Annotated in this window: 25 protein-coding genes, 8 tRNA genes and 1 rRNA gene; 5 read left to right on the top strand and 29 right to left on the bottom strand. The window is 45.9% G+C overall.

Annotated features, from left to right (window positions below; all coding sequences use genetic code 11):
• Positions 1-363 precede the first annotated feature (363 nt).
• Positions 364-1,233: a nucleotidyltransferase-like protein gene (locus AC58QC_RS30175; RefSeq protein ID WP_497418653.1), complete on the bottom strand. Its 870-nt coding sequence runs from the start codon at positions 1,231-1,233 to the stop codon at positions 364-366.
• Between the two features lie 124 nt (positions 1,234-1,357).
• Here AC58QC_RS30175 and AC58QC_RS30170 point away from each other — a divergent pair, with 124 nt between their 5' ends.
• Positions 1,358-1,762 (top strand): YgzB family protein, encoded by a 405-nt coding sequence (locus AC58QC_RS30170; RefSeq protein WP_497418652.1) that lies wholly within the window; start codon positions 1,358-1,360, stop codon positions 1,760-1,762.
• 74 nt (positions 1,763-1,836) lie between these two features.
• Here the strand turns inward: AC58QC_RS30170 and AC58QC_RS30165 are convergent, their stop codons facing one another.
• From AC58QC_RS30165 to AC58QC_RS30110, 12 genes are all read right to left on the bottom strand, one after another.
• Positions 1,837-3,540, bottom strand: a complete 1,704-nt coding sequence (locus AC58QC_RS30165) for a glycosyl hydrolase family 18 protein (protein WP_497418651.1) — start codon at positions 3,538-3,540, stop codon at positions 1,837-1,839.
• A 127-nt stretch (positions 3,541-3,667) separates the two neighbouring features.
• Positions 3,668-4,102 (bottom strand): peroxide-responsive transcriptional repressor PerR, encoded by a 435-nt coding sequence (gene perR / locus AC58QC_RS30160; RefSeq protein ID WP_497418650.1) that lies wholly within the window; start codon positions 4,100-4,102, stop codon positions 3,668-3,670.
• Between the two features lie 100 nt (positions 4,103-4,202).
• Entirely contained in the window at positions 4,203-4,787 is a 585-nt protein-coding gene (locus AC58QC_RS30155) for a hypothetical protein (protein WP_497418649.1), read from the bottom strand.
• A 26-nt stretch (positions 4,788-4,813) separates the two neighbouring features.
• The gene (locus AC58QC_RS30150) at positions 4,814-5,122 is read right to left on the bottom strand and encodes a hypothetical protein (RefSeq protein ID WP_497418648.1); all 309 of its coding nucleotides are present in this window, start codon (positions 5,120-5,122) and stop codon (positions 4,814-4,816) included.
• Positions 5,073-5,675, bottom strand: a complete 603-nt coding sequence (locus AC58QC_RS30145; protein ID WP_497418647.1) for an RNA polymerase sigma factor — start codon at positions 5,673-5,675, stop codon at positions 5,073-5,075. The genes AC58QC_RS30150 and AC58QC_RS30145 overlap by 50 nt, the downstream gene beginning before the upstream one ends.
• Before the next feature lie 59 nt (positions 5,676-5,734).
• Complete coding sequence (locus AC58QC_RS30140) at positions 5,735-6,442, bottom strand: MgtC/SapB family protein (protein WP_497418646.1); 708 nt, start codon at positions 6,440-6,442, stop codon at positions 5,735-5,737.
• Positions 6,443-6,517: 75 nt separating this feature from the next.
• Positions 6,518-7,009 carry a GNAT family N-acetyltransferase gene (locus tag AC58QC_RS30135; RefSeq protein WP_497418645.1) on the bottom strand — a complete coding sequence of 164 codons (492 nt, stop codon included), beginning with the start codon at positions 7,007-7,009 and terminating at the stop codon, positions 6,518-6,520.
• Positions 7,010-7,071: 62 nt separating this feature from the next.
• Positions 7,072-8,520 carry an Asp-tRNA(Asn)/Glu-tRNA(Gln) amidotransferase subunit GatB gene (gatB, locus tag AC58QC_RS30130; RefSeq protein ID WP_497418644.1) on the bottom strand — a complete coding sequence of 483 codons (1,449 nt, stop codon included), beginning with the start codon at positions 8,518-8,520 and terminating at the stop codon, positions 7,072-7,074.
• A 37-nt stretch (positions 8,521-8,557) separates the two neighbouring features.
• Positions 8,558-10,015, bottom strand: coding sequence for an Asp-tRNA(Asn)/Glu-tRNA(Gln) amidotransferase subunit GatA (gene gatA / locus AC58QC_RS30125; protein WP_497418643.1), 1,458 nt, complete (start codon positions 10,013-10,015; stop codon positions 8,558-8,560).
• A 27-nt stretch (positions 10,016-10,042) separates the two neighbouring features.
• A complete protein-coding gene (gene gatC / locus AC58QC_RS30120) occupies positions 10,043-10,330 on the bottom strand; it encodes an Asp-tRNA(Asn)/Glu-tRNA(Gln) amidotransferase subunit GatC (protein WP_056620610.1) in 288 nt (95 codons plus the stop codon).
• A 139-nt stretch (positions 10,331-10,469) separates the two neighbouring features.
• On the bottom strand, positions 10,470-11,795 hold the full coding sequence (locus tag AC58QC_RS30115) for a polysaccharide lyase family 7 protein (protein ID WP_497418642.1): 1,326 nt from the start codon (positions 11,793-11,795) through the stop codon (positions 10,470-10,472).
• A gap of 594 nt (positions 11,796-12,389) precedes the next feature.
• Positions 12,390-12,770: an ATPase gene (locus tag AC58QC_RS30110; protein WP_497418641.1), complete on the bottom strand. Its 381-nt coding sequence runs from the start codon at positions 12,768-12,770 to the stop codon at positions 12,390-12,392.
• Between the two features lie 204 nt (positions 12,771-12,974).
• On the opposite strand from AC58QC_RS30110, the gene AC58QC_RS30105 reads away from it, so the two are divergent.
• Positions 12,975-14,369 carry an MATE family efflux transporter gene (locus AC58QC_RS30105; RefSeq protein WP_497418640.1) on the top strand — a complete coding sequence of 465 codons (1,395 nt, stop codon included), beginning with the start codon at positions 12,975-12,977 and terminating at the stop codon, positions 14,367-14,369.
• Between the two features lie 63 nt (positions 14,370-14,432).
• Here AC58QC_RS30105 and AC58QC_RS30100 read toward each other — a convergent pair whose 3' ends face one another.
• The 3 genes from AC58QC_RS30100 to tkt are packed head-to-tail and all read right to left on the bottom strand — an operon-like array spanning position 14,433 to position 17,696.
• Positions 14,433-14,924: a NanQ anomerase/TabA/YiaL family protein gene (locus AC58QC_RS30100; protein ID WP_497418639.1), complete on the bottom strand. Its 492-nt coding sequence runs from the start codon at positions 14,922-14,924 to the stop codon at positions 14,433-14,435.
• Between the two features lie 53 nt (positions 14,925-14,977).
• Entirely contained in the window at positions 14,978-15,634 is a 657-nt protein-coding gene (fsa, locus tag AC58QC_RS30095) for a fructose-6-phosphate aldolase (RefSeq protein WP_497418638.1), read from the bottom strand.
• Between the two features lie 34 nt (positions 15,635-15,668).
• Positions 15,669-17,696, bottom strand: coding sequence for a transketolase (gene tkt, locus AC58QC_RS30090; RefSeq protein WP_497418637.1), 2,028 nt, complete (start codon positions 17,694-17,696; stop codon positions 15,669-15,671).
• Positions 17,697-17,809: 113 nt separating this feature from the next.
• Here tkt and AC58QC_RS30085 point away from each other — a divergent pair, with 113 nt between their 5' ends.
• On the top strand, positions 17,810-18,703 hold the full coding sequence (locus AC58QC_RS30085) for a LysR family transcriptional regulator (RefSeq protein ID WP_497418636.1): 894 nt from the start codon (positions 17,810-17,812) through the stop codon (positions 18,701-18,703).
• A 44-nt stretch (positions 18,704-18,747) separates the two neighbouring features.
• Here AC58QC_RS30085 and AC58QC_RS30080 read toward each other — a convergent pair whose 3' ends face one another.
• Both AC58QC_RS30080 and AC58QC_RS30075 read right to left on the bottom strand, forming a co-directional pair.
• Positions 18,748-19,761 carry a zinc-binding alcohol dehydrogenase family protein gene (locus AC58QC_RS30080; protein WP_497418635.1) on the bottom strand — a complete coding sequence of 338 codons (1,014 nt, stop codon included), beginning with the start codon at positions 19,759-19,761 and terminating at the stop codon, positions 18,748-18,750.
• Positions 19,762-19,792: 31 nt separating this feature from the next.
• The gene (locus AC58QC_RS30075) at positions 19,793-20,623 is read right to left on the bottom strand and encodes an amidohydrolase family protein (RefSeq protein WP_497418634.1); all 831 of its coding nucleotides are present in this window, start codon (positions 20,621-20,623) and stop codon (positions 19,793-19,795) included.
• Positions 20,624-20,766: 143 nt separating this feature from the next.
• On the opposite strand from AC58QC_RS30075, the gene AC58QC_RS30070 reads away from it, so the two are divergent.
• Positions 20,767-21,636 (top strand): helix-turn-helix domain-containing protein, encoded by an 870-nt coding sequence (locus AC58QC_RS30070; protein WP_497418633.1) that lies wholly within the window; start codon positions 20,767-20,769, stop codon positions 21,634-21,636.
• Here AC58QC_RS30070 and AC58QC_RS30065 read toward each other — a convergent pair.
• Both AC58QC_RS30065 and AC58QC_RS30060 read right to left on the bottom strand, forming a co-directional pair.
• The gene (locus AC58QC_RS30065) at positions 21,633-22,931 is read right to left on the bottom strand and encodes a (Fe-S)-binding protein (RefSeq protein ID WP_497418654.1); all 1,299 of its coding nucleotides are present in this window, start codon (positions 22,929-22,931) and stop codon (positions 21,633-21,635) included. The genes AC58QC_RS30070 and AC58QC_RS30065 overlap by 4 nt on opposite strands.
• 31 nt (positions 22,932-22,962) lie before the next feature.
• Positions 22,963-24,378: an FAD-linked oxidase C-terminal domain-containing protein gene (locus AC58QC_RS30060; protein WP_497418632.1), complete on the bottom strand. Its 1,416-nt coding sequence runs from the start codon at positions 24,376-24,378 to the stop codon at positions 22,963-22,965.
• Positions 24,379-24,533: 155 nt separating this feature from the next.
• Between AC58QC_RS30060 and AC58QC_RS30055 the strand changes: the two genes are divergently transcribed.
• Positions 24,534-25,238: a FadR/GntR family transcriptional regulator gene (locus AC58QC_RS30055; RefSeq protein ID WP_497418631.1), complete on the top strand. Its 705-nt coding sequence runs from the start codon at positions 24,534-24,536 to the stop codon at positions 25,236-25,238.
• A gap of 84 nt (positions 25,239-25,322) precedes the next feature.
• Here AC58QC_RS30055 and AC58QC_RS30050 read toward each other — a convergent pair.
• The 9 genes from AC58QC_RS30050 to rrf form a co-directional block, all read right to left on the bottom strand.
• A tRNA-Leu gene (locus AC58QC_RS30050) sits at positions 25,323-25,401 on the bottom strand.
• Positions 25,402-25,408: 7 nt separating this feature from the next.
• Positions 25,409-25,488 (bottom strand) — tRNA-Leu (locus AC58QC_RS30045).
• Positions 25,489-25,550: 62 nt separating this feature from the next.
• Positions 25,551-25,623 (bottom strand) — tRNA-His (locus AC58QC_RS30040).
• A gap of 44 nt (positions 25,624-25,667) precedes the next feature.
• A tRNA-Thr gene (locus AC58QC_RS30035) sits at positions 25,668-25,743 on the bottom strand.
• Between the two features lie 16 nt (positions 25,744-25,759).
• A tRNA-Phe gene (locus AC58QC_RS30030) sits at positions 25,760-25,835 on the bottom strand.
• 23 nt (positions 25,836-25,858) lie between these two features.
• Positions 25,859-25,935 (bottom strand) — tRNA-Asp (locus AC58QC_RS30025).
• Positions 25,936-25,951: 16 nt separating this feature from the next.
• Positions 25,952-26,027, bottom strand: a tRNA-Val gene (locus tag AC58QC_RS30020).
• Positions 26,028-26,041: 14 nt separating this feature from the next.
• Positions 26,042-26,116 (bottom strand) — tRNA-Glu (locus tag AC58QC_RS30015).
• 47 nt (positions 26,117-26,163) lie between these two features.
• Positions 26,164-26,271, bottom strand: a 5S ribosomal RNA gene (gene rrf, locus AC58QC_RS30010); the annotation flags it as partial.

Here is a 26,271-nt window from a genome sequence, read left to right as displayed (position 1 = left end):
CTGAAAGCTTAATTGCTCATTTGCGTTGCTAGCGAGATTTTGCAATCTCTTTTTTGAACGATTTCTCGTTCGTGCTTACTCACTCGTTGTTCAGTTTTCAAAGATCAATTTTCCATACATTTTTCTTCGCCATCCGTTTAGCGGCGACTTTTATAATATATCACATTCGAACCATTCAATGCAAGCTTTTTTTATTTCTCTTTTTTCAACTTCGCTTACATGATATTACTCGTTGGCTTTAAATGCGTTACCGTTTTTAGCGGCGAGAGTTAATTTATCATAGAATCACAATCAAAGTCAAGCATTAAAAAGAGAATAAAAAAAGAACCAGGAAAACACCTGATTCTTCAAGGTTGTACATCGTTATACACTTGTATACCTCAGCTCTATTTCTGAGGTCATCTCATCAATGATAATTGCTACTTCTTTTATCAAACCTTTTTTGACCAGTTTATTGAGTAAAAGCGGAAGCTCCGACTTTACTTCAACTAACTCCGAGTGCTTTTGGAGCTCATCTGAGCTAAGCGGATGCTCGCTATCTCTGAGGATTTGAATAAAAGCCTCACAGCAGCGCTCCATTTTGGACATAACCGAAAATTCACAAGCGAGCAACACGAGCTGAACCCTCTGTTTCAAGGTCTCTTTACTCATCGTAAGTTCCTCGTATAACTTATAAACTCCGGGATTGATGGCACGTATCTGTCTCCATACGGTGATTTCGGGATGATAGCCGTCTTCCACAATAACAATTCGAGCCCAGTGATGCAGCGCTTCGAGTATGTTATTATACGCATCTAATATATGATCATCGAGTATATATTCCTTGCTCTGCAAATATTTACGCAGAAAATGTGAAAATTCTATAAGCAGCTTATGCTCTCGCAAGTCTCCGGGAAACTCAAGTATTCGATGGCGCAGGCCTTCTAAATAAGTGTTCTGATCCAGAAGAATCTCCCCTTTTAACAGCCAGTGAAGAATATTGCGATTAACCCCGTGCCTGATCCATTGCTCCACCGAAGCAGGATCTGTCCATCTTTCTTGTATCCGTGAATCGTCTCTTATATAATTAGTCGTATGATTGTTCAGGCTCAGGTCGTTCGTTACTATTAAAAGTAGCGTATCAAAACCATCTGTCAGTGAGGGAAGTTGCTTAGGATTGTCTACCGCCATGACGCTAACGACTCTAGGGTCATTCCGGAACTTAAGCAATAACTGCTCTTTATTTATTCCCATGGGTGTCCAAAGCTCCTGTCTCCAATTGTTTCTTACTTATTTCTACAAGGGAGAACGGGTTTCCTGCTGATTTCTGTGACAAATCATACAAAACATGAGGTATAGGACTGGGGAGGAACAGAAAGTGCGATTTAGATCAAGTAAAGTAAATGAATTCCGCTTATGGGGACTTGTTATGACCATGGGTGGAATGCTGCTTATGATTATAGGTCTTGCTGGTATCGTTTTCGATTGGGGACAAGCCGGGCGAATCATTGCCGTCGTCTTCATGATTTTAGGAATGATTAGTGTATTGGTAAGTATGGGTATATACTTCTGGGCAGGAATGCTTTCCACATCAGCGACAGTTATCGATTGTCCAGAATGCGGTAGAAGAACGAAAATGCTGGGTAAAACAGATCGCTGCATGTTCTGCAAAACGATCCTTACGATTGATCCACAGTATGAGCCTGTTGGTGAAAACGAAACGGCAGCCACACAGACCGATCAATTCGAGCCAAGTCGAGAGCATGAACATAAGCCTCATTAATACATGAAGAAAGCCGAACCCTTTGCTGGGTTCGGCTTTCTTTTTCATATATACAATAATAAGTGCGTTTCAGATCATGGTTTAACAGATGGTAGTGCATCCTTCGTGACTTGCCAAATGGCAGGTTTCTCAAATCCTCTTCTCCAAGAGGCTACACCAGCTAGATCATATTTTTCGACTAAAGCTAACCTCGCCTTTATTGAAACTTCATCCTCAAGCCAGATCCGAATTAACTTGTTTCCATCATTGTATTCCACGTAATTTTGTCCTGTATCGGCTAAAAATGTAGGAGTGAGCTTCTTATCTTTGATAATAGTTTGTGCAGCTTCCATGGTTAATGTTTTGGAGGTTGCGGTTAATTTACCGTTCTTCGTCTCTTCCGTCCACTGCCGCGTATAGAATGGCACGCCAAGGACAAGCTTAGATGGCGGAACTTTATCCGTCGTCAGAAGCGCTGTAATGGACCTCTCAACCCATGGTAAGGAAGATACCGATCCAGACTTTGGACTCGTGGCCCAGTACTCGTCATAGGCCATCAACATCATATAATCGACTACTTCCGCTAAGGCTGGACGGTCATAGAACATGGACCACATTTCATTGGTCGATTTGGGTGTGACATCGATGGACACCGATAAGCCTTGCGCATGCATAAATGGCGTCATTTCGCGCACGAATTGCACGAGGTTCTCCTTGTCCTTCAGATACACATTTTCAAAATCGATATTAATCCCCTGCAGGTTATAGGTTTGGGCAAAGCCAAGCAGTTGCTTAATCATTTTCATACGTAAATCATAACTTGCTAATACCTTGTTGGTGCGATCAGCATCGAAACCATTACTGTACAAAGCCCACACTTGGTAGTTATGGTCGTGTGCCCATTTGACATAGGAGGCATCGGCAAGGTTACTAATGCGCCCTTCATTATCCGCGACGGAGAACCAGGTCGGACTAACCACTTGCAGTCCAGGCATCTCGCCAATCTTGGTGGTGTCCGGATTCTTGGAAATCACGTGTTCCCAAGTCATGTTGAGCTTCCCGGTTATGGATTTCCATGGTACATAAGTGGACGTCGACTGCGCTTGTAACGGAATTGTCTCCTCATGATCCTCAATTATTTCGCTCTTGCGAACGAAGCCAATCGGGCCGCTCTCTAACTGCACTTTGTACCAATCTTCTTCGCTACCCAGGATCATAACTTGCTCATTCACAGCAATTGTTGAAATAATTGGCGCTTTTATTGTCATATCCGTTCGCAGTTGAGTCTCTTTCTTACCTGTATGCTTCCCCCATTTGATAACATCGCCTTGTTTGAATAACATGACAGCTCCTGATTGTGCTGATTCGCGTATTTCAAACGGATACAGCTGTCTCAGAGGTTCTATGGGGAGATAGACGTCATCTTCCTTCTTTTCAACTGGAAAGGATAAAGAAACAGGCTTCTCATTCATCAGTGCAGAAAGCTCAGTTGTCTTCATTCGCATCACTTTATCTTTCGTGGTTATAATGACGGAATCGCTGCTTTTTTCATATATGATGTTCGGATCGATCCATTTCTGAACTAGTTCAAGTGGAAGCTTCAGGCCTTCCTTCTCGCCAATTGCACTCGACTTAAAATAATCCCCCTCATAGAAAATAGGTTTAGACAGCTCATGAAAGTCAGGATCTACATGTGTACGATTAGGTGCCATCTGCTGCATTAGGAATGTACCCGCGCCGGCCGCAAGCATTCCTAAACATAGGGCACTAATCAGTATTATTTTTGTCGATGATTTCAACGCTTCACTTCCTTTGAGTAAATGTGAAAGGTGAAAAAGAAAAAACGTGTCCGCTCTTCGCAACGGAAGAGCTGAACACGTTTCATTATACAACAGGAACACACAAAATGAGGAATTCTGCGTATAGTTAATGCTTGGTAGTAACCGTACAATCCGGGCAAACGCCATAGATTTCTAGTCGATAGCCGCCAACTTTGAATCCTGTATGCAATGCTGCTGTTGTCTCGATGTCTGACAACGGGGGATATTCAAAATCAGAAATTTTCCCGCAAACCTCACAAACCGCATGATAATGGTCTGTCATATCCGCGTCAAATCGACTCGAACTGTCTCCATAGGTCAATTCCCGTACAAGTCCCGATTCGATAAATACTTTCAGATTATTGTAAACAGTCGCAACGCTCATGTTAGGAAATTTCGATTCAAGAGATTTGTAAATATCATCCGCTGTCGGATGAGTCATGGAATCCAGCAAAAAGGAAAGAATCGCATACCGCTGGGGCGTCATCCGAACACCTGTTGTTTTCAACTTTGCTAAAGCCTGTTCTAAATGTGCTGCCATGGTACTCACCACCTGATGTTAGTCATTAAAACCTTACATTATATTGTACGTGTGTTCTCTGACTTTTGTCAATGATGGTTATGCTGATCGAACCTTAGCCTTATTTATTTTTTCGCGAATCCAAAACGAACATAGCGACACCCGCAAGGACGAGGATGCATGATCCGATAAAAGATCCCATAAGATTGAAAAGTACTGCGAGCCAATTCGGCTTTTTACTAAGCATAAAAATCAATCCACCAGCAATGATCAAGATAACGCCCATGTTCGTCCCTTTCATTAACTTTTGAAGAGGATCGTTCATTTCTAAGTCATGAGCATTACCTGCAAAATCACCGAGCTCAAGCCGCCTGTTCACATGATCTGTTAGTTGAAGTGCATCAAACAGATTATAGCAGTAAATAACGGGAATAAATAAAGCGAAAAGTGTCACTATGGGTACACTCGCATCATGACTGTCTACTAACGCTGTAATCGTGAAAATATCCAGAATCAACAGTATCATAATAAATAAACCACGTTGCATAAGACCTAAATAGAAATGACCCGCTCCTGGGAGAATGAAGGAAAGTACGCCTGCTGCCCATTTGCGTTTTCTGGCAATCGGATAATAGGGAGCAAATGGTGGATACGAAGGGTTACTTGCATAATCAGGCATGTGTGGATTGTCTTTGTGAATGTCCATTGGGATAGCCTCCATATCATTTCAGTTTAAAAATATTGGGATAAGTTCTGAATATATCCGGTTAACTGCGTGATGCCTGATGCAATGTTTACGATTCGGCCAATCATTCCTGACTGTATCAGAATAACGGTAGCTGAAATGGCGATGGCTCCATTCATCCAAGGTCTGCTCGAGCTACGTTGTTGATTTACTGTAGGCGTAGTCATCTCAACGGTTCGTATCGACTGCATAATACGGTCTGTCAGCATGGGACTAGGTTCGTTTAACGGCATCTCATCCAAAAGCTTATTCAGGTACTGCTTGAGCTGTATGTCTTCCTTGTGCCCCAGAGTCATGCACATTCACCTCCAACCATTTTTCTTTGAGCATCGCTTTCCCGCGGTAGAGCCTAGTTTCTAGCGTTTTGATAGGAAGACCTGTAATCTCGCTCATTTCTGAGTAAGATAGCTGTTTAAAATGATACAGCACCATAACAATCCGATACTTGTCCGGTAAACGCAAAAGCAATTCCTGCATCAGCGCTTGCTCATCCTTCCTAACCGCTATTTCCTCGGGCTCTTCTCTGGTATCCGTGAACCAGCCTTTCATTTTATCTAGAAGTGCTACATAGGGCCTACGTTTCTGAGCGCGTCGAAAGTCGGTCACGAGATTCGACGTCATACGATACAACCACGTTGTCAGCTTCGCATCTCCGCGAAAATGACTAAGGGACCGATAAAGCTTTACAAAAACTTCCTGGGTTAAGTCTTCAGCCGTTTCCTTATGTCCAACCATACGATACACCAACGTATAAATATAACTTTTATGCCGCTCCACGAGAACACGGTAGGCATCGGAATGACCCTGACGGATCTTTATTATTAATTGTTCATCCGTCAAATTGTCCATACCCAGCCCCCCTTTTTCACGCGTCCAAAAGCTTAGACGCCAAACTGGCGACAATCCCTTCAATTTTTACTATTTTCGATAGCCACACCAGTGACCCCTTGAATTTGATTGGTTTCTTCGAGTACTAGGCCAATAATAGATGGCTTTGGAATTGTAACATGAAACGTAATCTGAACGTGATTCGGTTTATTTCCGTCTTCCGACTCTTCTAGTTTTATTTGCTTAATATCTATTTTGCGTTTACCTAGAATTGTTGTAATTAACCCCAAAGTACCTGGTTGATCGATGGCTTGTATTTTTAAAATGCGTACTTTTTTCCCATTGAAATACTTATGCTCTACTTTATTTAGAATCCATAGGGATATCAGAACCATGAAACAGACTAAAACAGCCGCATAATAAAACCCCGCTCCAATCGCAAGACCAATTCCCGCAACAACCCATAGCGATGCTGCTGTCGTAAGTCCTGTAATCGATCTCCCATTGAACATAATCGTCCCTGCACCTAGAAAACCAATTCCGCTAATAACCTGGGCAGCTAATCTAGATGGGTCGATACGTACATTGACTTCATTCACAAAAGCACTAAAGCCGTACATCGAAAGCAGCATCACAAGCGCTGAGCCGACACATACCAGAATATGCGTACGGAGCCCTGCTGCATGAGAACTAACCTCTCGTTCAAAACCAATTAGCCCACCAAGTAAAAGCGCTAAAACAAGTCTAATGGTAAGATGCAAATGATCAATAACCCAAGGATTCACCATTTTGTAAACGCTCCCTTTTTATTTCAAATTAAGTCCACGTTCTGGAGGCTGCTATTAAAGTAAAGGATAAGCAAGCTATAGGCCTGTAGCAGGGCGTTCGAATGTTGTCAGACTAACACCCGGAGGAACCGTAAATACGCGTCGCACGATGAAGCCATACCCCTCATATAGACGAACCGCTGGCAAATTCGCAGTCCCCGTAGATACGATAAATCGAGTGGCTCCCTCACGCTCTTGTTCTATTAGTATATGCTGCAAAAGGGAGCTAGCAATCCCTCTACGAAAAAAATTGGGATGAACCATCATCCGACAAATCGTCACAATACTGCCTTCACGTTCAAATGAAATGGCGCCAGCAAGCGTAGACTCTTCTTGACCATCTATGTAATATCCATAGAAAGTTTCCTTCGCTTCGAGTATAGACTGGATCCCATCCTTCAAGGGTGGGATATCATCAAAGCCGATCAGTTCAGCCTCCACACGGTAGGAAGCGATTTGAAGCGCGAGTAGGGTTAAGACTTCTTCATTCGTTTGTAGAAGTAGTTGTTGGATAGACAGAGGAATCACTCCTAGGGTTGAAATTGAAAAGAAGTGGTGCCCTACGAACGAGGATCACCACTTCTACCTTATCATTTGCTGTTCAGGCACTCCACAATTAATTTATTGACGAGACCTGGATTCGCTTTACCTTTGGTTTCTTTCATGACTTGTCCGACAAGGAAGCCAACGGCTTTCTCCTTACCAGCTTTGAAATCTGCAACGGATTGCGGACTGTTCTCAACAACTTGCTCAACAACTGCCTTGATTGCACCTTCGTCGCTGATTTGGACAAGACCTTGCTCTTCAACGATCTTCTGCGGGTCTTTGCCGGTTTCGATCATTTCTTTAAAGACAGTTTTGGCAATCTTGTTAGAAATCGTGCCCTTCTCAATCAAGCCAATCATCTCGCCTAAGCCCTTACCTGTGACTTTCACATCGGTAAATTCAAGGGAGTTCGAGTTTAAATATCCGAGCAAATCACCCATGATCCAATTTGATACAGCCTTAGCGTCTTGTGTGTATTGCAAGCTTTCTTCAAAGAAATCAGCCAGCTTCATGGACGCTGTGATAACAGCTGCGTCATAGCTTGGTAAGCCATATTCGCTGCTATATCTCGCTTTACGTGCATCTGGCAACTCAGGTATCGAAGCTTGAACACGTGCTTTCCAAGCGTCATCGATGAAGAGGCTGACCAGATCCGGATCTGGGAAATAGCGATAATCGTGCGCATCTTCTTTGCCGCGCATTGCCAAGGTTTTACCTTGTGTTTCATCCCAACGGCGTGTTTCTTGAATCACTTCTTCACCGCTTCTAAGAATTTCCGCTTGGCGGTATTCTTCATACTCAAGTCCACGTTGTACACCTCGGAAGGAGTTCATGTTCTTAAGCTCGGCACGTGTGCCGAATTTCTCTTGCCCGAACGGTCTAATAGAAATGTTAGCGTCGCAACGAAGCGAGCCTTCTTCCATTTTCACATCGGACACATCACAGTAGATCATGATGGCTCTAATTTTCTCGAGGTAAGCACGAGCCTCCTCAGGTGAGCGCAGATCAGGTTCAGATACGATTTCGATCAATGGCGTTCCTGCACGATTTAAGTCAACGAGGGATGCGTAGCCGCCATCAATATGCGTAAGCTTGCCTGCATCCTCTTCCAGGTGGACACGCGTGACTCCGATCCGTTTGGTAACTCCGCCAACTTCGATATCAACCCAGCCGTGCTCGCCGATCGGTTTATCATATTGAGAAGTTTGATAGGCATCGGGTGAGTCTGGGTAAAAGTAATTTTTGCGATCAAATTTACTGTCCGTTGCGATTGTGCAATTTAGGGCCATTGCCGCTTTCATAGCATACTCGACCGCTTGGCGGTTCAGGACTGGCAGCACGCCTGGATGGCCTAAGCATACCGGACATGTATTCGTATTCGGAGGTGCTCCGAATGAGGTTGCACAACTGCAAAATATTTTGGAAGCGGTATGAAGCTCTACGTGAACTTCAAGACCGACTACAGTTTCAAATTGGGTATCTGTTGCCGACAAAGTGAATGCCTCCTTCGTTACTCTTGAACTAAAAAACTTACAATTGCGGGCGCTGCTTGTGGTGGTCTGTGTGCTGTTCGAAAGCGTGGGCTACACGCAAAACGGTAGCTTCATCCAATGCTTTGCCGATAATTTGCAAGCCAACCGGAAGTTCATTCACGAATCCGCATGGTACGCTAATCGCAGGAATACCTGCCAAACTGACCGGAATGGTCATGATATCATTCAAATACATCGTTAGCGGGTCGCTGCTTTGTTCACCGATTCGGAAAGCGGTCGTTGGAGCAGTTGGTCCGATGATGATGTCATAGTTATTAAATACTTGATCAAAATCTTGCTTGATTAGTGTGCGAACTTGTTGTGCTTTCAAGTAGTACGCATCATAATAGCCTGAACTAAGCGCGTATGTACCTAACATAATCCGGCGTTTAACCTCAGGACCGAAGCCTTCACTGCGGGACAGATTGTAGAGATCCAACAGATTGCGTGCATTATCCGAACGAACACCATAACGGATGCCGTCAAAACGAGCCAAGTTGGAAGAAGCCTCAGAGGAAGCCAGCAAGTAATAAGTCGCTACGGCATACTCGGAGTGTGGAAGCGTTACTTCTTCCCATACAGCGCCAAGGCCTTCCAATACTTTAAGGGCTTCAAGCACTTTCTCTTTAACTGCTGGGTCAATTCCCTTGCCCATGTACTCTTTAGGTACCCCAATGCGCAATCCTTTGACGTCACCCGTCAATGCGCTGAGGTAGTTCGGGATCTCCACATTCGCAGAAGTGGAGTCTTTCGGGTCGTAGCCTGCGATGGCTTGCATGGCATACGCAGCGTCTTCTACGTTCTTCGTTAGCGGCCCGATCTGGTCAAGGGAGGACGCGAATGCGACTAAACCATAGCGGGACACGAGCCCGTACGTCGGCTTCAGGCCGACGATTCCGCAGTAGGCTGCCGGTTGGCGAATCGAGCCGCCGGTGTCGGAGCCCAGCGCGAAGTACACTTCGCCTGCAGCAACTGCTGCTGCCGAGCCACCGCTGGAGCCGCCTGGCACATAATCCGTGTTCCACGGATTATGGGTTGGGTGGAATGCGGAGTTCTCGTTGGAGCCGCCCATCGCGAACTCATCCATGTTGAGCTTGCCGATGGTAATAGCTTGTGCTTCCTTGAGCTTGCTCACGACCGTCGCATCATAAATCGGAATATGATTGGATAAGAATTTGCTTGCGCAGGTCGTTTTCAAACCTTCGGTTACCATGTTATCCTTGATGCCGGTTGGTAAACCAAATAAATCGCCACGAGTTGCGTTGCTTAGAAGCTGCTCGTCCAGCTTAGCAGCCGTCTGACGTGCATTCTCTTCATCTAATGTAAGGAAAGCACGCACCTTACTCTCCACTTGCCCAATTCTTGTATACGATTGATCCACGAGATCCGAAACCTTGATTTCTTTGCTTTGCAGCTTCGCGTGGATTTGTTGTAGGTTTAATTCAAACAAAGACAACGACAGGCACTTCCTTTCATCTCTAACTTATTCTAAAACAGCAGGAACCTTGAACTGCCCATCCTCATGATCTGGTGCGTTCAGCATAACTTTTTCAATTGGCAAAGACGGCTTCGCAACATCCTCACGCATCACATTTACTAATGGCATTGCGTGGCTAGTTGGTACTACACCCTCAGTGTTTAATTGATTGAGCTGCTCGGCATATTTTAAAATGGCATTTAGTTGATCTGTAAATAGATCTTTTTCGGTATCATTGAGATCAAGTCTGGCCAGCTTGGCGACATGATCGACATCTTTCTTCGTTATGCTCACGTATTCTACACCCCTTGTATTCAGCGTTTAGTCATTCTTTTCATTATATCCCAGAAATTTTGTGAACTCAATCCAGAATAAGGATCCAAAGCAAAAAGGACCTAGCGATGACGCTAAGTCCTCTGTAATCATAGATAACTTATTGGTGTGTAACGGAGTAAGCATAGACCAAAGTCTCAGCATAAGCGTTCGGGCTTTCTCCAGGTGCAGTAGAATCATTGGATTGTGTGTAATTTCCGAGTTTGAAATAACAGCCCGTGGTGGTTTTAGTTTGCGTATATGGTACGGTCTGCCCATTATATTCATAATGAATGACGCCATTGGCTACAATGATTTTAACTGTGAACAACGTCCCTAAAGTATAGTTGCTATCCAGTAAATAGCCATGTGTGTTATCCCCATCGGTGATATAAATTTTCGCAGTCGTCGAAACGCCGCCTGGGTTATTTCCTTCTACGCGAAATACGGTAACATCATCATCGCCATCATGGATTTGGCCAACGACCGTATGTGGCTTAATTGTGGTCAAATGTGTCACCTTTTGCTTGATAAACATCGTGTGTGTCTTCCCATCATTGGTTCCCCATGACGCTTGATCCGCTGTCGTACCAGCCGTGTAATTATCTTTCATTTCTCGCAGTTCGCTTCTTGGATTGTTTGATCCTGACGTTGTCACGGCCCCATGATTTGCACGGAATTGAACGGCATCTCCATCTGCATCATGAACAACCTTAAACCAAGGATCAATCGAGTATGTATTCAATGCAGGCTGCAGCACTTCAAGCGGACTTGTAGAGCCTGACTGTTTAGGGATCGGAAGTGTGATCTTCCAATTTTTCAAATAAAGAATATCGGATGGTAGCGTAGGATTAGCAGGTGGAGTAGGAGTAGGCGTTGGCGTTGGTGAAGGACTAGCTGTTGGAGAAGGCGATGGTGATGCACTTGCTGTTGGGGTAGGTGTTGATGTTGTACCCGCTCCGCTGTCCAAGGTGAAGTCATCAAAACGGACATCGCTAGACGTCGTTCCTCTAGCAAAAATAACAGCAGATGTATTAGATGCCCCCGTAGTAAAGGTCACGGTAAATTGTGTCCAAGTAGCGGCATTGCCACCTGCGGATACTTCACTGCCACCAAACGTATTAGCACCAATTATACCGTTGCCATGTATCCAAGCCTTCAGAGTATACGTGGTATTCGTAGTCAATCCGGAGATCGTTTGCTTAAATTCCCCCCCAACTGCTGAAGCCTTTGCAGAATATCCGCCTGTATGTGTATCACTGGAAGAAATCGAAACAGATCCAACTTTGGTCCAGCCTGTCGAATTGCTTTCAAAGCTTGGATTCGTAATTGTAATCGGGGCCGCCTGTACGGAAGTGATTCCTGTGAAAATGAACGTAGAACTTACAACCAAGGATAGTAAAGCAACGGAATGAATCGGTTTCCAACTTTTCAAATTCAATTTCATTTCATTATCCTCCTAAAATAAAAATAAGGTTGGCCATTCTTCATACTTTTGCAGCTGCATTTCAAATTCTGGCGGGTAAAGATTTCGATTTGTATAATAACCTCCTCTTTTTTCGAAAATTTTGTAAGCGCTTCACAAAAATAGTATAGTAAATTTTTTCCTTTTCCTGTTATCGTTTTCTTTAGGTTCACTTGTGTTATTACAAGTATTGGAAATTCTATTTACAACGGAAAAGTTACGGAACGTGGTTCCGCTATCTCCCTCAAAACGATACAAATCAGAAAGTTACGGAACGTAGTTCCGTTAATCAGGCGTATAAGGGGCGATTTGTGCCTTTTTAGACGAAATAGCGTCCTCTCGTTCCGTAACTATCCGAATTCACCTTCAAGTACCTAAATAGGGGAACCACGTTCCGTATCTCGGTAGCTGAAGGCTGCGAAGATCGGCGTTAGATGAGCGGGAGGAAGATCGACGAAGCCAGCGTAGATAAGCGGAGGGGAAGATCGTTGATGGGCAACGGATGGGGTGATCAAAATTTGGTGAGGATGCAACGTAAAAAAGGCGAAGCAGGTTTATTCCTGCTCCGCCTTTTATTTAAATCCAGGCTTTCAGCCCGATTTGTTTGATAAATTCTTCTCGGGACTGCACTTCCTTGTCCCTTTCTTTCTCTGGCTCAACGGCGGACTCGCCATTCATGATTTTCCGGAACAAGGCTTCGTTTTTCGTTGCGAGGGCGTAATCTATTAAAGCTTCTCTCTCAACTTGCTCAGCTTCTTGCTGAAGAAGCACTTCTTCAAGCTCGATATCCGTTGCAGTCACGTAGTAATGTTTGTTCTCTTTAGGGACACGCACGACATAGTCGAAAATGTTATCGTTATTTCGGTCATAAGCAATTAAATAGCCATATCCGCCAATAGGCAGATTCTGTTCTAAACGATCTGCAATGAAGATAATTTTCTCGCCAAGACGAAGCATCTGCTTTCCCCCTACCTATATATAACGCTCAAAAGAGTCTATGAATGTAAGAATACGTTCTATTGCCTATCGTACTAAAAAAACTAGATTGTGTCCAATTGACATCCGTTGTTCCTCTTTCCTTAAAGTTTCAGTAAAAGGCATGAAACTGATATAGTTATGAGAACACTATTCTATCGAACAAGTGAATTGACGGAGGAAATCATGCCAGAGCCATCATCATCTCCAAAAGCTCGCCCCTCACTAACGGAGGGCCCGATTACAAAGACATTGATCTTGTTTTCACTGCCTATCCTATTAGGCAACGTTCTACAGTCCTTGAACGGGTCGATCAACACGATTTGGATCGGTAAGTATCTTGGCGAAGTTGCCCTTGCTGCGACTTCGAATGCAAACATTATTATGTTTTTCTTAATTAGCTCCATCTTTGGGATCGCCATGGCTGCCGTCATTCTGATCGGCCAAAATCTCGGTGCCAAGAAGGTTCAAGAGGCCAAAAAGGTAGTCGGAACAAGTACCGTCTTTTTCCTCGTGTTATCGATTGTCGTCGCTTTATTGGGATGGATTTTCTCCTCAACGATCCTGGACTGGATGAATACCCCGCCAGATGTCAAAGAGTTTGCCGTTACGTATACGCGAATTATGTTCGCAGGTGTTCCGTTTATGTTTGGTTATAACTTAATTATGGCCATTCTACGAGGCTCGGGGGATGCGAAGACCCCGTTCTACTTCTTGCTTTTATCCGCGATCCTCGACGTAGCACTCAATCCTTTGCTTATTCAAGGGATGGGGCCATTCCCGAAAATGGGCATTGCCGGCTCTGCCGTAGCAACATTTATTGCGCAATTGGTGAGTTTCGTGCTTCTCATTGCTTACTTATATAAGAAGAAGTACTTTCTACGTATCACCAAAGAGGATATTCCCTTGCTTCGAATCAATTGGACCATTATTCGAACACTGATTCAAAAAGGGCTGCCGATGGGCTTAAATATGGTCGTAGTTTCCCTAAGTAACCTGATGCTGGTTCATCTCGTGAATGCCTATGGCTCCGAGTCCACCGCGGCTTTCGGAGTGGCCATGCAAATATCCAGCTACGTTCAAATGCCAGCCATGGCTATTGGAGGAGCTGTGACCTCGATGGCGGCGCAGAACATTGGCGCTGGAAAATGGGATCGCGTCAACCGGATCACCTGGACGGGCGTTGGAGTTAATATTTTGATGACGGGATTGATTGTAGCAGTACTCCACCTGTTCAATCGAGAAGTCGTCTCGTTCTTCTTACCTCCAGAAGGAAAAGCGATAGATATTGGCGTTCATATTAACAATATTACGCTGTGGTCATTCATTATTTTCGGTATTTTCAATGTTGTTGCTGGCGTTGTTCGGTCTGCGGGATCAGTGGTGTTCCCACTCATTGTAGCATTTGTTGCACTGCTACTCGTTCGCATCCCGCTTGCCACAGTGCTTTCACACAAGTACGGCTTCGATGTGATCTGGTGGAGTTTTCCCGTTAGCTTCAGTGTCGCCGCAACCTTGAACTTGCTCTATTACCGCTTCGGGAAATGGAAGCAAGCTAGAATGATGGCTAGTAAAGCTTAAGTAAAGCTAAAGCATAGCCTAAAAAAAGTCTGCCTAGCCAAGTTGGCTGAGCAGACTTTTTTGCTACAGATGCAGCAGATCCTTATGGATTTTGATCACAATCTTCTTATTCGTCGTTGATTCCGTTATGAGGCAATTCGGCCGATGAATATCTGAAGGGAAGCATACAGCAAACATACCGGGCTTGAGCAAAATATCCGTTTCAGGCAGCGTATGTTGGGATTCGTAGAAAGCGATATCGTGTGTCTCAAATTTGTTATCCACAATTACAGCCTCATCATTCAGCTTATAGAAACATAATCGTTCCTCTCCGCTTACCAGAAACTGAATATCCGTATACACAATATGAGACTCCGGCAGCTGTTCTTCCCTCGAACGTGTCACGGACTCTTGCACATTAGCATACATCAAGTGCCCATTATCGCCCTCCAGATCATACCGTCCTACTTCTTCTTCACCCAGCTTACGATTCAAAATGTAGTCGATTCCTCGCGCTACGGCCGCTGGCCATAAATGCCGTTCTTGCTCAAAATGCTTCACGTCACTGATAATCATCGTCTTTGACTCCTTTTTAAAAAGACCCGCCAAGTAGGCGAGTCTTCCATGTCTTAAAACTTTTCTTGCTTAGCGCCTTCCCAATCAGCAAGGAACTTCTCGATGCCCGCATCTGTCAGCGGGTGTTTGCTCATCGATTCTATCACTTTGTAAGGAACTGTCGCAATATGTGATCCTGCAAGCGCTGCTTCAATAACGTGAGCAGAGTGGCGAACGCTAGCAGAAATAATTTCGGATTTGATGCCGTGTACTTGGAAAATCTGGCTGATTTCTTTGATTAAGTTCATACCGATCTGGTTGATATCATCTAAACGCCCGATAAACGGAGATACATACGTTGCACCTGCGCGAGCAGCCAGCAATGCCTGTGTCGAACTAAAAATCAACGTTACATTCGTAGGAATACCAAGTGATCTGAACACGCTTGTCGCTTGTAGACCGTCCAATGTCATTGGCAGCTTAATGACGACATTTGGGCTTAATGCTGCAAGCTTCTTACCTTGCTCAACCATTTCATCAGCCTTCAAGGAAACTACCTCAGCACTGATCGGTACATCGCCAACAATAGAGATGATTTCTTTCACTGTTTCAAAAAAGTCTCTGCCTTCTTTGGCAATCAATGAAGGGTTTGTGGTTACACCAGCAACTACACCTAACGCGTGCGCTTTACGAATTTCTTCTACATTGGCTGTGTCGATAAACAATTTCATCCTGTACCCCTACCTTTTCTCCCGCTATGGGTGCTTATTGGAAATACTTCTGTCTGATTTGCCCAACGATTGCTTCTGCGGTAAAGCCATATTCACGAATAACGCGATCTGCTTTCGCTGATGCCCCGAACTTGCGGATGCCGACAACGAAGCCATCTTGTCCCGTAATTTCTTCCCATCCAGCCGGATATGCCATTTCCATCACAACATTTTTACGCACGTGAGGCAAAATAATCTCATTCCGCACCTCTTCTGGCTGCTGCTCGAACAATTCACGGCTTGGCATGGAAATAACACGAGCTCCAATTCCATCTTGCGCCAACTGCTTCTTCACGTCAAGAGCTAAACTCACTTCTGAGCCTGTAGCGATGAGTTGAATGTCAGGCGTCTCGCCAGAAGCAACATCAGATAGAACGTAAGCCCCTTGATGAATATAATCAAAAGCAAGCTTATCCGTCCCTGGAAGCACCGGTAGATTTTGACGGGAAAGCGCGAATACAAACGGACCTTCCTTCGCTTGAAGGACATACTCCCACGCCGCAGCTGTTTCATTTGCGTCCGCAGGACGGAATAACGTCAAATCCGGAATCATCCGCAAGGATGGGATTTGTTCAATCGGCTGATGCGTCGGTCCATCTTCGCCGACAGCGATGCTGTCATGCGTGAAGACGTACGCAACAGGGATCTTCATCAGCGCCGACAAACGAATCGCACCGCGAAGGTAATCGCTGAACACGAGGAAGGTACCGCCGAAAGCGCGCAGTCCGCCGTGAAGCAGCATGCCGTTCAGCGCTGCGCCCATGGCGAATTCCCGGACGCCGAACCAGAAGTTGCGGCCGCTGTAGTCTGCTGCGCTGAAGGCTGCAGCATCACTGATCATGGTGAAGTTGGAGCTCGCTAGGTCGGCAGAGCCGCCAACTAGTTGAGGTATCCGCTTCGCCAAGCCGTTAATCACTTTGCCAGAAGCGGTGCGCGTGGAGATAGCTCCGCTTTCTGGGGTGTAGCGCGGCACATCGGCGTTCCAATCCGCCGGAAGGTTGCCGCTGTTCGCGAGCTCGAATTGCTGCGCGAGCTCGGGATAGGCAGCCTGGTAGCTGTTCCACAGCTGCTGCCAGTCCGCTTCTGTTTGAGCCCCCACCTGTTTGTGGTGGGCGAAGTGGGTATAGACCTCAGCCGGGACGTAGAAGTCCGGCTCAAGGGGCCAGCCCAGAGCTTGCTTCGTCAGAAGCAGCTCCTCTTTGCCCAGCGGCGAGCCATGCGTGCCGCCGTGGCCGCCTTTGCCGGCTTTGTTCGGCGAGCCGAAGCCGATCGTGGTTTTGATCTCAATCAGCGTCGGGCGATTGAGATCGGCCTTGCCCTCTGCGATCGCCGCAGAGATGGCGTCGACGTTGTTCTGCTCTTCCACGCGCAGGTACTGCCAACCATAGGACTCAAAGCGCATTTTGACATTCTCAGAGAAGGACATGTTCAAGTCACCATCAAGAGAAATATCATTGGAATCATAAAGGACAACAAGCTTTCCTAATTTGAGATGACCAGCTAGGGAAGCCGCTTCAGAAGAGACACCTTCCATCAAATCCCCATCGCCACAGATGGCATACGTGAAATGATCAACGACTGGGAAATTCGGTTTATTATAAACGGAAGCTTGATGCGCTTCTGCCATCGCCATCCCCACTGCCATTGCAACACCTTGACCAAGCGGCCCTGTCGTTGCTTCTACGCCAACGGTATGACCAAACTCAGGATGCCCGGGAGTCCGGCTTCCCCATTGGCGGAATTCCTTGATATCATCCAACGTTACACCGTAGCCGCTAAGGTGCAATAAGCTGTAAAGCAGCATGGAGCCGTGTCCGGCAGACAAAACAAAGCGATCGCGATCCGCCCATTTCGGGCTTACTGGATTGTGCTTCAAATGACGTGTCCACAGCGCATACGCCATTGGCGCCGCGCCCATCGGCATGCCTGGGTGACCCATTGCCGCTTTCTCTACAGCATCAATTGTAAGCGTTCTAATGGCGTTAATACTTAATTCTTCAATGCCAACTGTTGTACCATTCAAAGTAATATGCCTCCATCCATTGGTTGAATTTCTGATCTTATCTCTTTATTATAAGAGGAGAAAGTGCATTCAAATAATTGATAGTTTCAATACTCGCTATAGAAGGTGTCTATATGGTTAATTTCGAATTGTATAAAGTCTTTTATTTAACAGCGAAATCCGGCAGCCTATCCAAAGCGGCAAAAGAGCTGTATATTACTCAGCCAAGTGTCTCTCACTCCATTAAATTGTTGGAGGAGTGTCTAGGTCTTCCTTTGTTTGCTAGAACGTCTAAAGGCGTTGATCTCACTAAAGAGGGCGCAATCCTGTATTCCTATATTGAACAAGCCTACAACTTCATTTCCCTCGCAGAGGAGAAGCTGAATGAACTGCGTAATTTCTCTAGCGGAGAAATCAAAATCGGCGGCAGTGATTCCTTGTGCAAGCACTATCTGCTTCCTTTTCTGGAATCGTTTCACGTCCAATATCCGCATATCCAAATTAATTTGGTGCATGGGACGACACCCGAGATCGTAAAAAATTTAAAAGAAGGCAAAATTGACATCGGCATTGTAAGAACGCCCATTCATGATGAGCAGCTTCAGATACGTGAGGGAATCACCATCCAGGACTGCTTCGTAACAGGTCCTAAGTATCGAGAGCTATCTGCCCACAAAGTTACACTTGCTGAGCTGCTGACCTATCCGATTATTTTATTTTCAAGTAATAGCTCATCACGGAAGTTCGTCACTCGTTTATTCAGCGACAATGGCTTGTTGTTGGAGCCGGAGATTGAACTTGGCAGTGTGGATTTATTGATTGAATTCGCGAAGATCGGCTTCGGCGTTTCATTTGTTACGAAGGAGTTTGTTGCAAAGGAATTGGCGGAGGGCAGTTTATTTGAGGTCAATCTGGAGGTAACAATTCCCTCTACGAAGATAGGAATTATTACTTTGAAGAACATGCCGTTATCGACTGCTGCTGCAGCGTTTGTGGCAGAGCTGGAGAATCCGGAGAGGGTAAGGTAGCCAACATAATAAACACACTCAGATCCCACTGAGTGTGTCTCCATTTACAAGCAAACCATCGCCTTAATCACCCTCGACTCCGGCTTCAGCCACGTTTCGAATTGATCTACCATCTCCTCGAAGGTGGAACGGTGTGTGATATATCGCTCGCTGTCGATGCAACCTGACCTTAATGCCCTGCGCACTGTATCAAAATCCTCCATGGTCGCGTTGCGGCTGCCCAGTAGGCTAAGCTCCTTCTTATGGAAATCGGGATCATGAAAAGCAATATCGGCCTTCACGAGTCCGACAAACACAAGCTTGCCGCCATGGGCGACAAGACCGAAGGAATCCGTCATCGATCTAGCATTCCCTGTTGCGTCGAAGACGACGGTCGGATATTCGCCATTCGTCAGCTCAGCTAGCTTTTCCTTTGGAAGCTGGAGCGCATTCACAGTATGATCAACACCTGCCCAATCCTGGCAAAACGCTAGTCGCTCCTCGTTAATATCCATCGCAATAACATTAGCACCAAGCTGCTTCGCCAGAATCATAACTCCCAGCCCAATTGGACCTGCTCCGATTACTAACGCGGTTTCCCCTGCACGCAGCTCTGATCTTCGCACCGCATGTGCACCAATGCTAAGCGGCTCCAGCATCGCAGCTTGATCAAGTGTCAATCCGTCTGCTTTAATCAGATGACTTACAGGAAGAGAGACACACTCTCTCATGCCCCCATCGATATGTACGCCAAGCACCTTCATATCTGTGCAGCAATTTGTTTTGCTATTGCGGCATGCAATACAGTGACCGCAGTGCATATAAGGAACCACGCTGACCAGATCTCCGATCGTTAGCCCTGTGACTCCTGCACCAAGCTTCTCCACATATCCTGCCAGCTCATGCCCCAGTATTCGCGGATAGCTGAAAAATGGTTGATTCCCTTTAAAAGCATGCAAATCTGTCCCGCATATGCCAATTCGCCGGATACGAACTAGCGCTTCACCCTCACTTAATGTTGGCTCCTCTACCTCGATATACTTCAATTGCTCGATTTGCTCACAGACGATCGCTTTCATGACTTTCGCTCCTCCGTCCATTTACGAGATTTCATAATTTATAGAACTCCTTTGCATTTATACCGAATAAGCGAGCAATATCGTCTTCAGACCAGCTTTCTGGCAAGGATTGCATCACGACACCAACAACCTCTTCGTAGTCAGCCGCGAGCAAACAGACCGGCCAATCGCTTCCGAACATCACACGTTCAGTCCCGAAAACCTCCAAAATGTGCTGAACGTAGGCTGTAAAATCTTCTGGCTTCCAATCCGAGTGATTGGCTTCGGTCACCATACCAGAAACCTTACAACGAATATTTGAATGCTTTGCAATTGTAGCCATATGGCTTTTCCAAGGTTCGATCACACCTTTAGCAATTGACGGCTTCGCAATATGATCTATCACTGCACGTAAACCTGGCACGAGCTCTAATAGCTCTATAACAGGTTCTAATTGATGAGCGACCACAAGCAGATCGATCGGCACATCTTCTTTTGCAAAATAACGCAGTGCCTCTACAAAATGAGGCTGAAGGATTACTCGCGCATCGGGAAGCTCCTGAATCATGACTCTGAATCCTACGTAGTTAAGATGCTGGCTGCACTTTTTATAATGAACAAGATAGTCAGGATCGTCTAAATCAAGCCAGCCCACAACGCCGGCAATCGTATCTGTTGTCTCGCTTAATGCAAGTAAATAGTCCGTTTCTTCTAAGGTAGGCGCAGCTTGAACTACGATAGTTTTATCCAAGTTGAATTGCTGGAGATGTGGGTCCAGATCATTAGGTAAGTAATCACGATTCAACACAGGAAGCGCTGGGGTAATCCATCCATAGTCCCCTCGGTCAATCTTCCAATAATGCTGATGTGCATCAATGCGCATGGCGTTTCCTCCTCTAACATCACAATATGATATCGCTTTCTTATATTGTATCATCATTATTACGATATGAAATATCGATATCTAGCATAACTATACGGTTTTTTGATATTATTGAAATACCCTGAATCAGAAGGAGTACTCGTGTGGAACCTATTCGTAAAATTTTCGATAGCAAGGACGCCTTCTCCATGTCTTTTGCCTATAAAAACACAAAAAGCTCGCAAAGCGAGCTTCCTGAGCATTTCCACGAATGGTATGAAATTGTGTATGTGTACCGCGGAAGCGGCACTTTCTTTATCGATCACACCTTTTATAATATGAAACAGGGGGACTTATTCCTTATTCCTGGAAACACCATTCATCGGGCAACACCTGATAAAGATGCTCCAGTCACGTCCACTGCGATTTACTTCTCACCAAGCATGGTCCAGATGCCACAATTAGGCGATGACTTTTCTTATTTGCATAACTTCGAGCAAGCCGCGACGCTTCGCAATTATAAGTTCGAAATGCGGTTACCACAGAGTCAGCACATAGAATTACTTCTAGAAGCTATTGAGAATGAATTTAAGCATCCAACCATTGGTCAACGCCAATCCGTCCTTCTTCATTTGCTTCAATTACTGATAACTATCCAACGTGAAATGGCCACAGATAACAAGTCTCCTAAATTGGACTCCCTTGTAGGCCCCATATGGATGCGGGAAACTTTACTCTATATTGATCAGCATTTCTGTGAAGATATCGGACTCCAAACACTCTCGAAACAAGCTTCCGTCACGCCCGCTCATTTCAGTAGGGTATTTAAACAATTAATTGGCATGAATATCAGCACGTATCTCATAACCAAGCGCATCATCCGCGCGAAGCAGCTGCTTCAAGAAAGTGATTCTAGTGTTGGTACGATCGCGGACATGTGCGGATTTGAGAGCTTACCTCATTTTCATGCGATGTTTAAAAGAGTGCTTGGAATTACGCCCGCGGCGGCTCGGAAGTACTTCCGTTCACTTTAAGATTGCTTCACTAATCGATCGTAAAGGAAGTCAGCAATATGAACAGCTTCCATTTTACCGGTTTGCCCATGTTTATCGATACCTAGCTTCATCTGTAGTAAGCATCCTGGATTGCTTGTGACCACGTAGGACGCTGTAGTCGCATTCACATTTTCCATCTTATGTTCAAGAATTTGATTGGCCATGTCTGGTTGGGTCATGTTATAAATTCCCGCGGAACCACAGCACGAGCCTGAATCCTTCATCTCGATATAGGCAGTGTTACTGATCCTTTGCAACAGTTGCTTGGTTGGTTGGCTGCCCTTCATCACGTTGCGAAGATGGCAAGACTCCTGGTACGTAACACGCGTTGGATCTTGATGTGCTTGCGTGTCAGCAAAGCGAAGAGGTCGACCTTTCTCCACCAGAATCGTGCTGATATCCTTCACGCGTTTGGCAAACCAAGTTGAGGCTTCCTTCCACTCTTCCTCTTCATGAAGCAGATGATCGTACTCTACAAGAATCGCTCCACAGCCTCCTGCATTCGAAACGATGTAATCGACTCCTGCCTCTTGGAAAGCGCGGATATTACTTTTGGCCAATTGCTTAGCTTGATCACTTTCACCGCTGTGTGCATGAAGAGCCCCGCAGCAGTTCTGCGATTCAGGGATGACAACATCGAAACCAGCTTCGCTCAAAAGCTTAACCGTATTAATGTTGGTTTCAGTAAATAACACATCCATCAAACATCCGCGGAACATCCCCACTGTCCCAAGCTTTTTTCCTTTTGCCGGAATAAAGGTGCCAAGCCGCTCAACAATCCCTTTTCCTGAAGCGTCCGGAAGTATTTTCTCCATAGTAGCCATATGCTTCGAGAATAGACCGACAACACCGGAACTTCTAACTAGCTTCTGGATACCTGAGATTTTGTAAAAATGAAGCCCTGTCCCGAGTAGTTGCATCCTCTTTTGGGATGGAAATAGTTCTTTGAATACGAGTTTGCGCACACCCTTTACCCACCATCTATGCTGGGTCGTATGCACTTCAATAGCATCTCGCGCCTGCTCGATTAATTGACCATATTTCACATCTGCTGGGCAGGCAGGCTCACACGCGCGACAACCCAAACAATGGTTCATCTGATCTTCGAAGCGTATCCCTGGCTCCATAAGGCCATCCACAGCTGCTTTCATCAGTGAGATACGACCTCGCGGAGACTCAGCCTCGATCCCCGTTTCTTTAAAAGTCGGACAAGCTGGTAAGCAGAACCCACAACGCATACAATTGGTTAATTGATCGTAGTCGAGCTTCTGCATTAACGTTTCTTGTAGTGTTGCTCCTTGGCTCTTAGACACGATCAATCACCACCCTGCGTCTGGATTCTTTGGCAAACATTTTGCCCGGATTTAGAATATGGTTTGGATCGAACGCATCCTTAATCCCTTTCATCATCGCAATCCCGCTGCTTCCCACTTTCCATTCCAGGAATGGCGCCTTCACTAACCCAACACCATGTTCACCTGTAATTGTTCCGCCTAATCGAATCGCTGCCTCGAAAATCTCTTCAAATGCCGCTTCCACACGGTGAACCTCATCATGATCTCTTGCATCTGTAGTCGCGGTAGGATGTAGATTACCATCTCCGGCGTGTCCAAATGTACAAATTTGAACATCATGCTTGGTGGCAATTCGATTAATTTCCAGTACCATTTCCGCGATCTTGGAGCGAGGCACCGTAGCATCCTCTAATATTGTCGTCGGACGGAGGCGAGCAAGTGCGGTAAACGCGCTGCGTCTTGCTGTTAGAAGCTTCAGCGCTTCCTCTTGTGTGCTCGCAATGCTGACTTCATCTGCCTGCTCCTCCCTACAAATCTCAGAGATAAGGGCAATGTCACGCTCAACCATTTCTGGCTCTCCATCCTGTTCAATTAGCAAAATAGCAGCCATATCCAGTGGAAGTCCCAGCTTCGCGAAATCATCGACAACACGAATCGTTGGGTTATCCATAAATTCCAAGGTTGCTGGAATGATGCGGTTTTCGATGATTTTGGAAACGGTACGCGCCGCGCCGTATAAGTCTTTGTACATCGCTAGCATCGTTTTCTTCGCCTTAGGGGGCGGAATTAGTTTGAGCGTTGCTTCCGTAATAACAGCAAGCGTGCCCTCGGATCCAACTAGGAGCTTCGTCAAATCATAGCCCGCCACATCCTTCATCAGCTTGCCGCCAGTACGCATGATTTCACCTGAAGCAAGGACACACTCGAGTCCGATCACATAATCTTTGGTTGTACCATATTTTAAACCACGAAGTCCGCCTGAACACTCCGCAATATTGCCGCCAATGGTGGAAATCGCCATCGAACTTGGGTCTGGTGGATAAAAAAGGCCCAAATTCTCGATATGCTCGATGAATTGCTTCGTAATGATCCCCGGTTGCACAGTGGCTGTCAGATTCTGTAGATCGATATCTAGGATCGCATTCATGCGATGCATGACCATTACGATCCCGCCTTGCACAGGTACCGTACCTCCGCACAAATTCGTGCCTGATCCCCTGCTGATTAGCGGGATTCTGTGCTCGTTCAGCACCTTCATAATGGCAGATACCTGCGCAGTATCTCGTGGATAAATTACGCCGTCAGGCAAGGACTGGAGCATTGGCGTCCCGTCATAGGAATGGGTTACTAATGATTCCATATCATCTTTATAAAAGGCTTCGCCTACAATTCCCTGTAATTGTTGTCTTACTTGGTTGTCGAGCATTTAGAATCCTCCTCGTTAGCTCTTATGCTTTCTTTAAATCCTTTAATCATACATCGTTCGAAGATTGATCATGTGATCAGATGACTTTTATTCTATTTTATCTTATGATGTAATAGATGTATAGAACTTTATCTAAGATTTTCAGGGGGATACCGATGGTTTTTCAGCAAATCCGACCCCAAAAGGGTTCGGAAATCGTGCTTCAACATATCAAAGCTCAAATCGAAGAAGGAACCTATGCTCCGGGTTCTAAGCTGCCAACGGTTGTCGATCTTGCGGCAAGCTTTCAAGTTGGGCGATCTACAATTAGAGAGGCGCTTAGCGGGCTCAAAGCTATGGGCTGGGTGGATATTCGACATGGTGGAGGGACTTATGTTGTTAGCCCGTTGCCGACTGAGACAACTAGTCTATTTGACCATAGCGATTCACTTCAGGAAGTGCAGGAAGTGCGTAGATTCATTGAAGCTGGCTGTGCAACCTTGGCGGCTAATCGCCGAACCGATCATCATCTGACGGTGCTCAGAGCGATCCTTCGCGACATGGAAGCATCGCTCGAAAATGAAGAAAAAAGTGAACAAGCTGACATTCGCTTTCATCTGGAAATCGCGGAAGCGTCCCAGAATGCTCTCCTCATCGGAATGATGGAATCCTTGACGGAGCGACTACAACATAGCATGAAGGCTTCTCGCCGTCTTTGGTTTTTTGCAGAGCGTGCTTCGGCTGAGCAGCTTCTGCAGGAGCATCGCGACATCGTTGAAGCGATTGCTCTTCAGGATGAGCAGCTTGCCGCGGAGAGAATGTCACAGCATATTGCAAAGGTCGATCTGGTCATTCAACAGCTAGCGCACAAAAACAAATAGCAGGATGATATAAGTTTTCACAACTTTAAATGAACAACAAAAAAAGCCTTACATAGTAAGGCTTTTCGTGTTTGATGCTTCTGATACCGGCGAGAGGACTCGAACCTCCACTCGTTAGAACTCGATTTTGAGTCGAGCGCGTCTGCCATTCCGCCACGCCGGCATAGTGATGCGCGTAGAGGGACTTGAACCCCCACGGTCACCCGCTAGATCCTAAGTCTAGTGCGTCTGCCAATTCCGCCATACGCGCATGCTGTAAATCAGGCAAATGATGAAGTTGCTAGCCGAAGCTGACTTCACTGTGAATTAATGGGCGGACGACGGGACTTGAACCCGCGAATGCCGGATCCACAAACCGGTGCGTTAACCCCTTCGCCACGACCGCCACATTAGTAAGAGTTACTTTTCCCGAAAAGTTCTTCGGAAAAATGGTGCCGTCGAGAGGACTTGAACCCCCAACCTACTGATTACAAGTCAGTTGCTCTACCAGTTGAGCTACAACGGCTTATTAAGTTTAACAATGGTGGCTTTGGACGGAATCGAACCGCCGACACGAGGATTTTCAGTCCTCTGCTCTACCGACTGAGCTACAAAGCCTAATTAGAAATGACCAAGAAAAATGGCGGAGCTGACGGGATTCGAACCCGCGGTCTCCTGCGTGACAGGCAGGCATGTTAGGCCACTACACCACAGCTCCAAGCTAATTTCTTATATGGTGAACGCTGACGGGATCGAACCGCCGACCCCTACCCTGTCAAGGTAGTGCTCTCCCAGCTGAGCTAAGCGTTCATACAGTGTAAAAATGGTGACCCGTAGGGGACTCGAACCCCTGTTACCTCCGTGAAAGGGAGGTGTCTTAACCACTTGACCAACGGGCCTGGAATTCGCCAAAGCTTCGGCAAAAAAAATACCCACTAGGGGTACTGCTTGGCAACGTTCTACTCTCCCAGAACCCTGCGGTTCAAGTACCATCGACGCTGGAGGGCTTAACGGTCGTGTTCGAGATGGGAACGCGTGGGTCCCCTCCGCCATC

Source organism: Paenibacillus sp. J22P51 (assembly GCF_059692215.1).
The sequence above is the reverse complement of the archived record's forward strand: the minus strand, read 5'-3'. Positions and strand labels throughout refer to the sequence as shown.

Coding starts and splice junctions, on each gene's coding strand:
- AC58QC_RS30175 (WP_497418653.1), bottom strand. CDS start 1,233: ATGGGAATAAATAAAGAGCAGTTATTGCTTAAGTTCCGGAATGACCCT.
- perR (WP_497418650.1), bottom strand. CDS start 4,102: ATGGCAGCACATTTAGAACAGGCTTTAGCAAAGTTGAAAACAACAGGT.
- AC58QC_RS30155 (WP_497418649.1), bottom strand. CDS start 4,787: ATGGACATTCACAAAGACAATCCACACATGCCTGATTATGCAAGTAAC.
- AC58QC_RS30150 (WP_497418648.1), bottom strand. CDS start 5,122: ATGACTCTGGGGCACAAGGAAGACATACAGCTCAAGCAGTACCTGAAT.
- AC58QC_RS30145 (WP_497418647.1), bottom strand. CDS start 5,675: ATGGACAATTTGACGGATGAACAATTAATAATAAAGATCCGTCAGGGT.
- AC58QC_RS30140 (WP_497418646.1), bottom strand. CDS start 6,442: ATGGTGAATCCTTGGGTTATTGATCATTTGCATCTTACCATTAGACTT.
- AC58QC_RS30115 (WP_497418642.1), bottom strand. CDS start 11,795: ATGAAATTGAATTTGAAAAGTTGGAAACCGATTCATTCCGTTGCTTTA.
- AC58QC_RS30110 (WP_497418641.1), bottom strand. CDS start 12,770: ATGCTTCGTCTTGGCGAGAAAATTATCTTCATTGCAGATCGTTTAGAA.
- AC58QC_RS30105 (WP_497418640.1), top strand. CDS start 12,975: ATGCCAGAGCCATCATCATCTCCAAAAGCTCGCCCCTCACTAACGGAG.
- AC58QC_RS30100 (WP_497418639.1), bottom strand. CDS start 14,924: ATGATTATCAGTGACGTGAAGCATTTTGAGCAAGAACGGCATTTATGG.
- fsa (WP_497418638.1), bottom strand. CDS start 15,634: ATGAAATTGTTTATCGACACAGCCAATGTAGAAGAAATTCGTAAAGCG.
- AC58QC_RS30085 (WP_497418636.1), top strand. CDS start 17,810: ATGGTTAATTTCGAATTGTATAAAGTCTTTTATTTAACAGCGAAATCC.
- AC58QC_RS30080 (WP_497418635.1), bottom strand. CDS start 19,761: ATGAAAGCGATCGTCTGTGAGCAAATCGAGCAATTGAAGTATATCGAG.
- AC58QC_RS30075 (WP_497418634.1), bottom strand. CDS start 20,623: ATGCGCATTGATGCACATCAGCATTATTGGAAGATTGACCGAGGGGAC.
- AC58QC_RS30065 (WP_497418654.1), bottom strand. CDS start 22,931: ATGCAGAAGCTCGACTACGATCAATTAACCAATTGTATGCGTTGTGGG.
- AC58QC_RS30060 (WP_497418632.1), bottom strand. CDS start 24,378: ATGCTCGACAACCAAGTAAGACAACAATTACAGGGAATTGTAGGCGAA.
- AC58QC_RS30055 (WP_497418631.1), top strand. CDS start 24,534: ATGGTTTTTCAGCAAATCCGACCCCAAAAGGGTTCGGAAATCGTGCTT.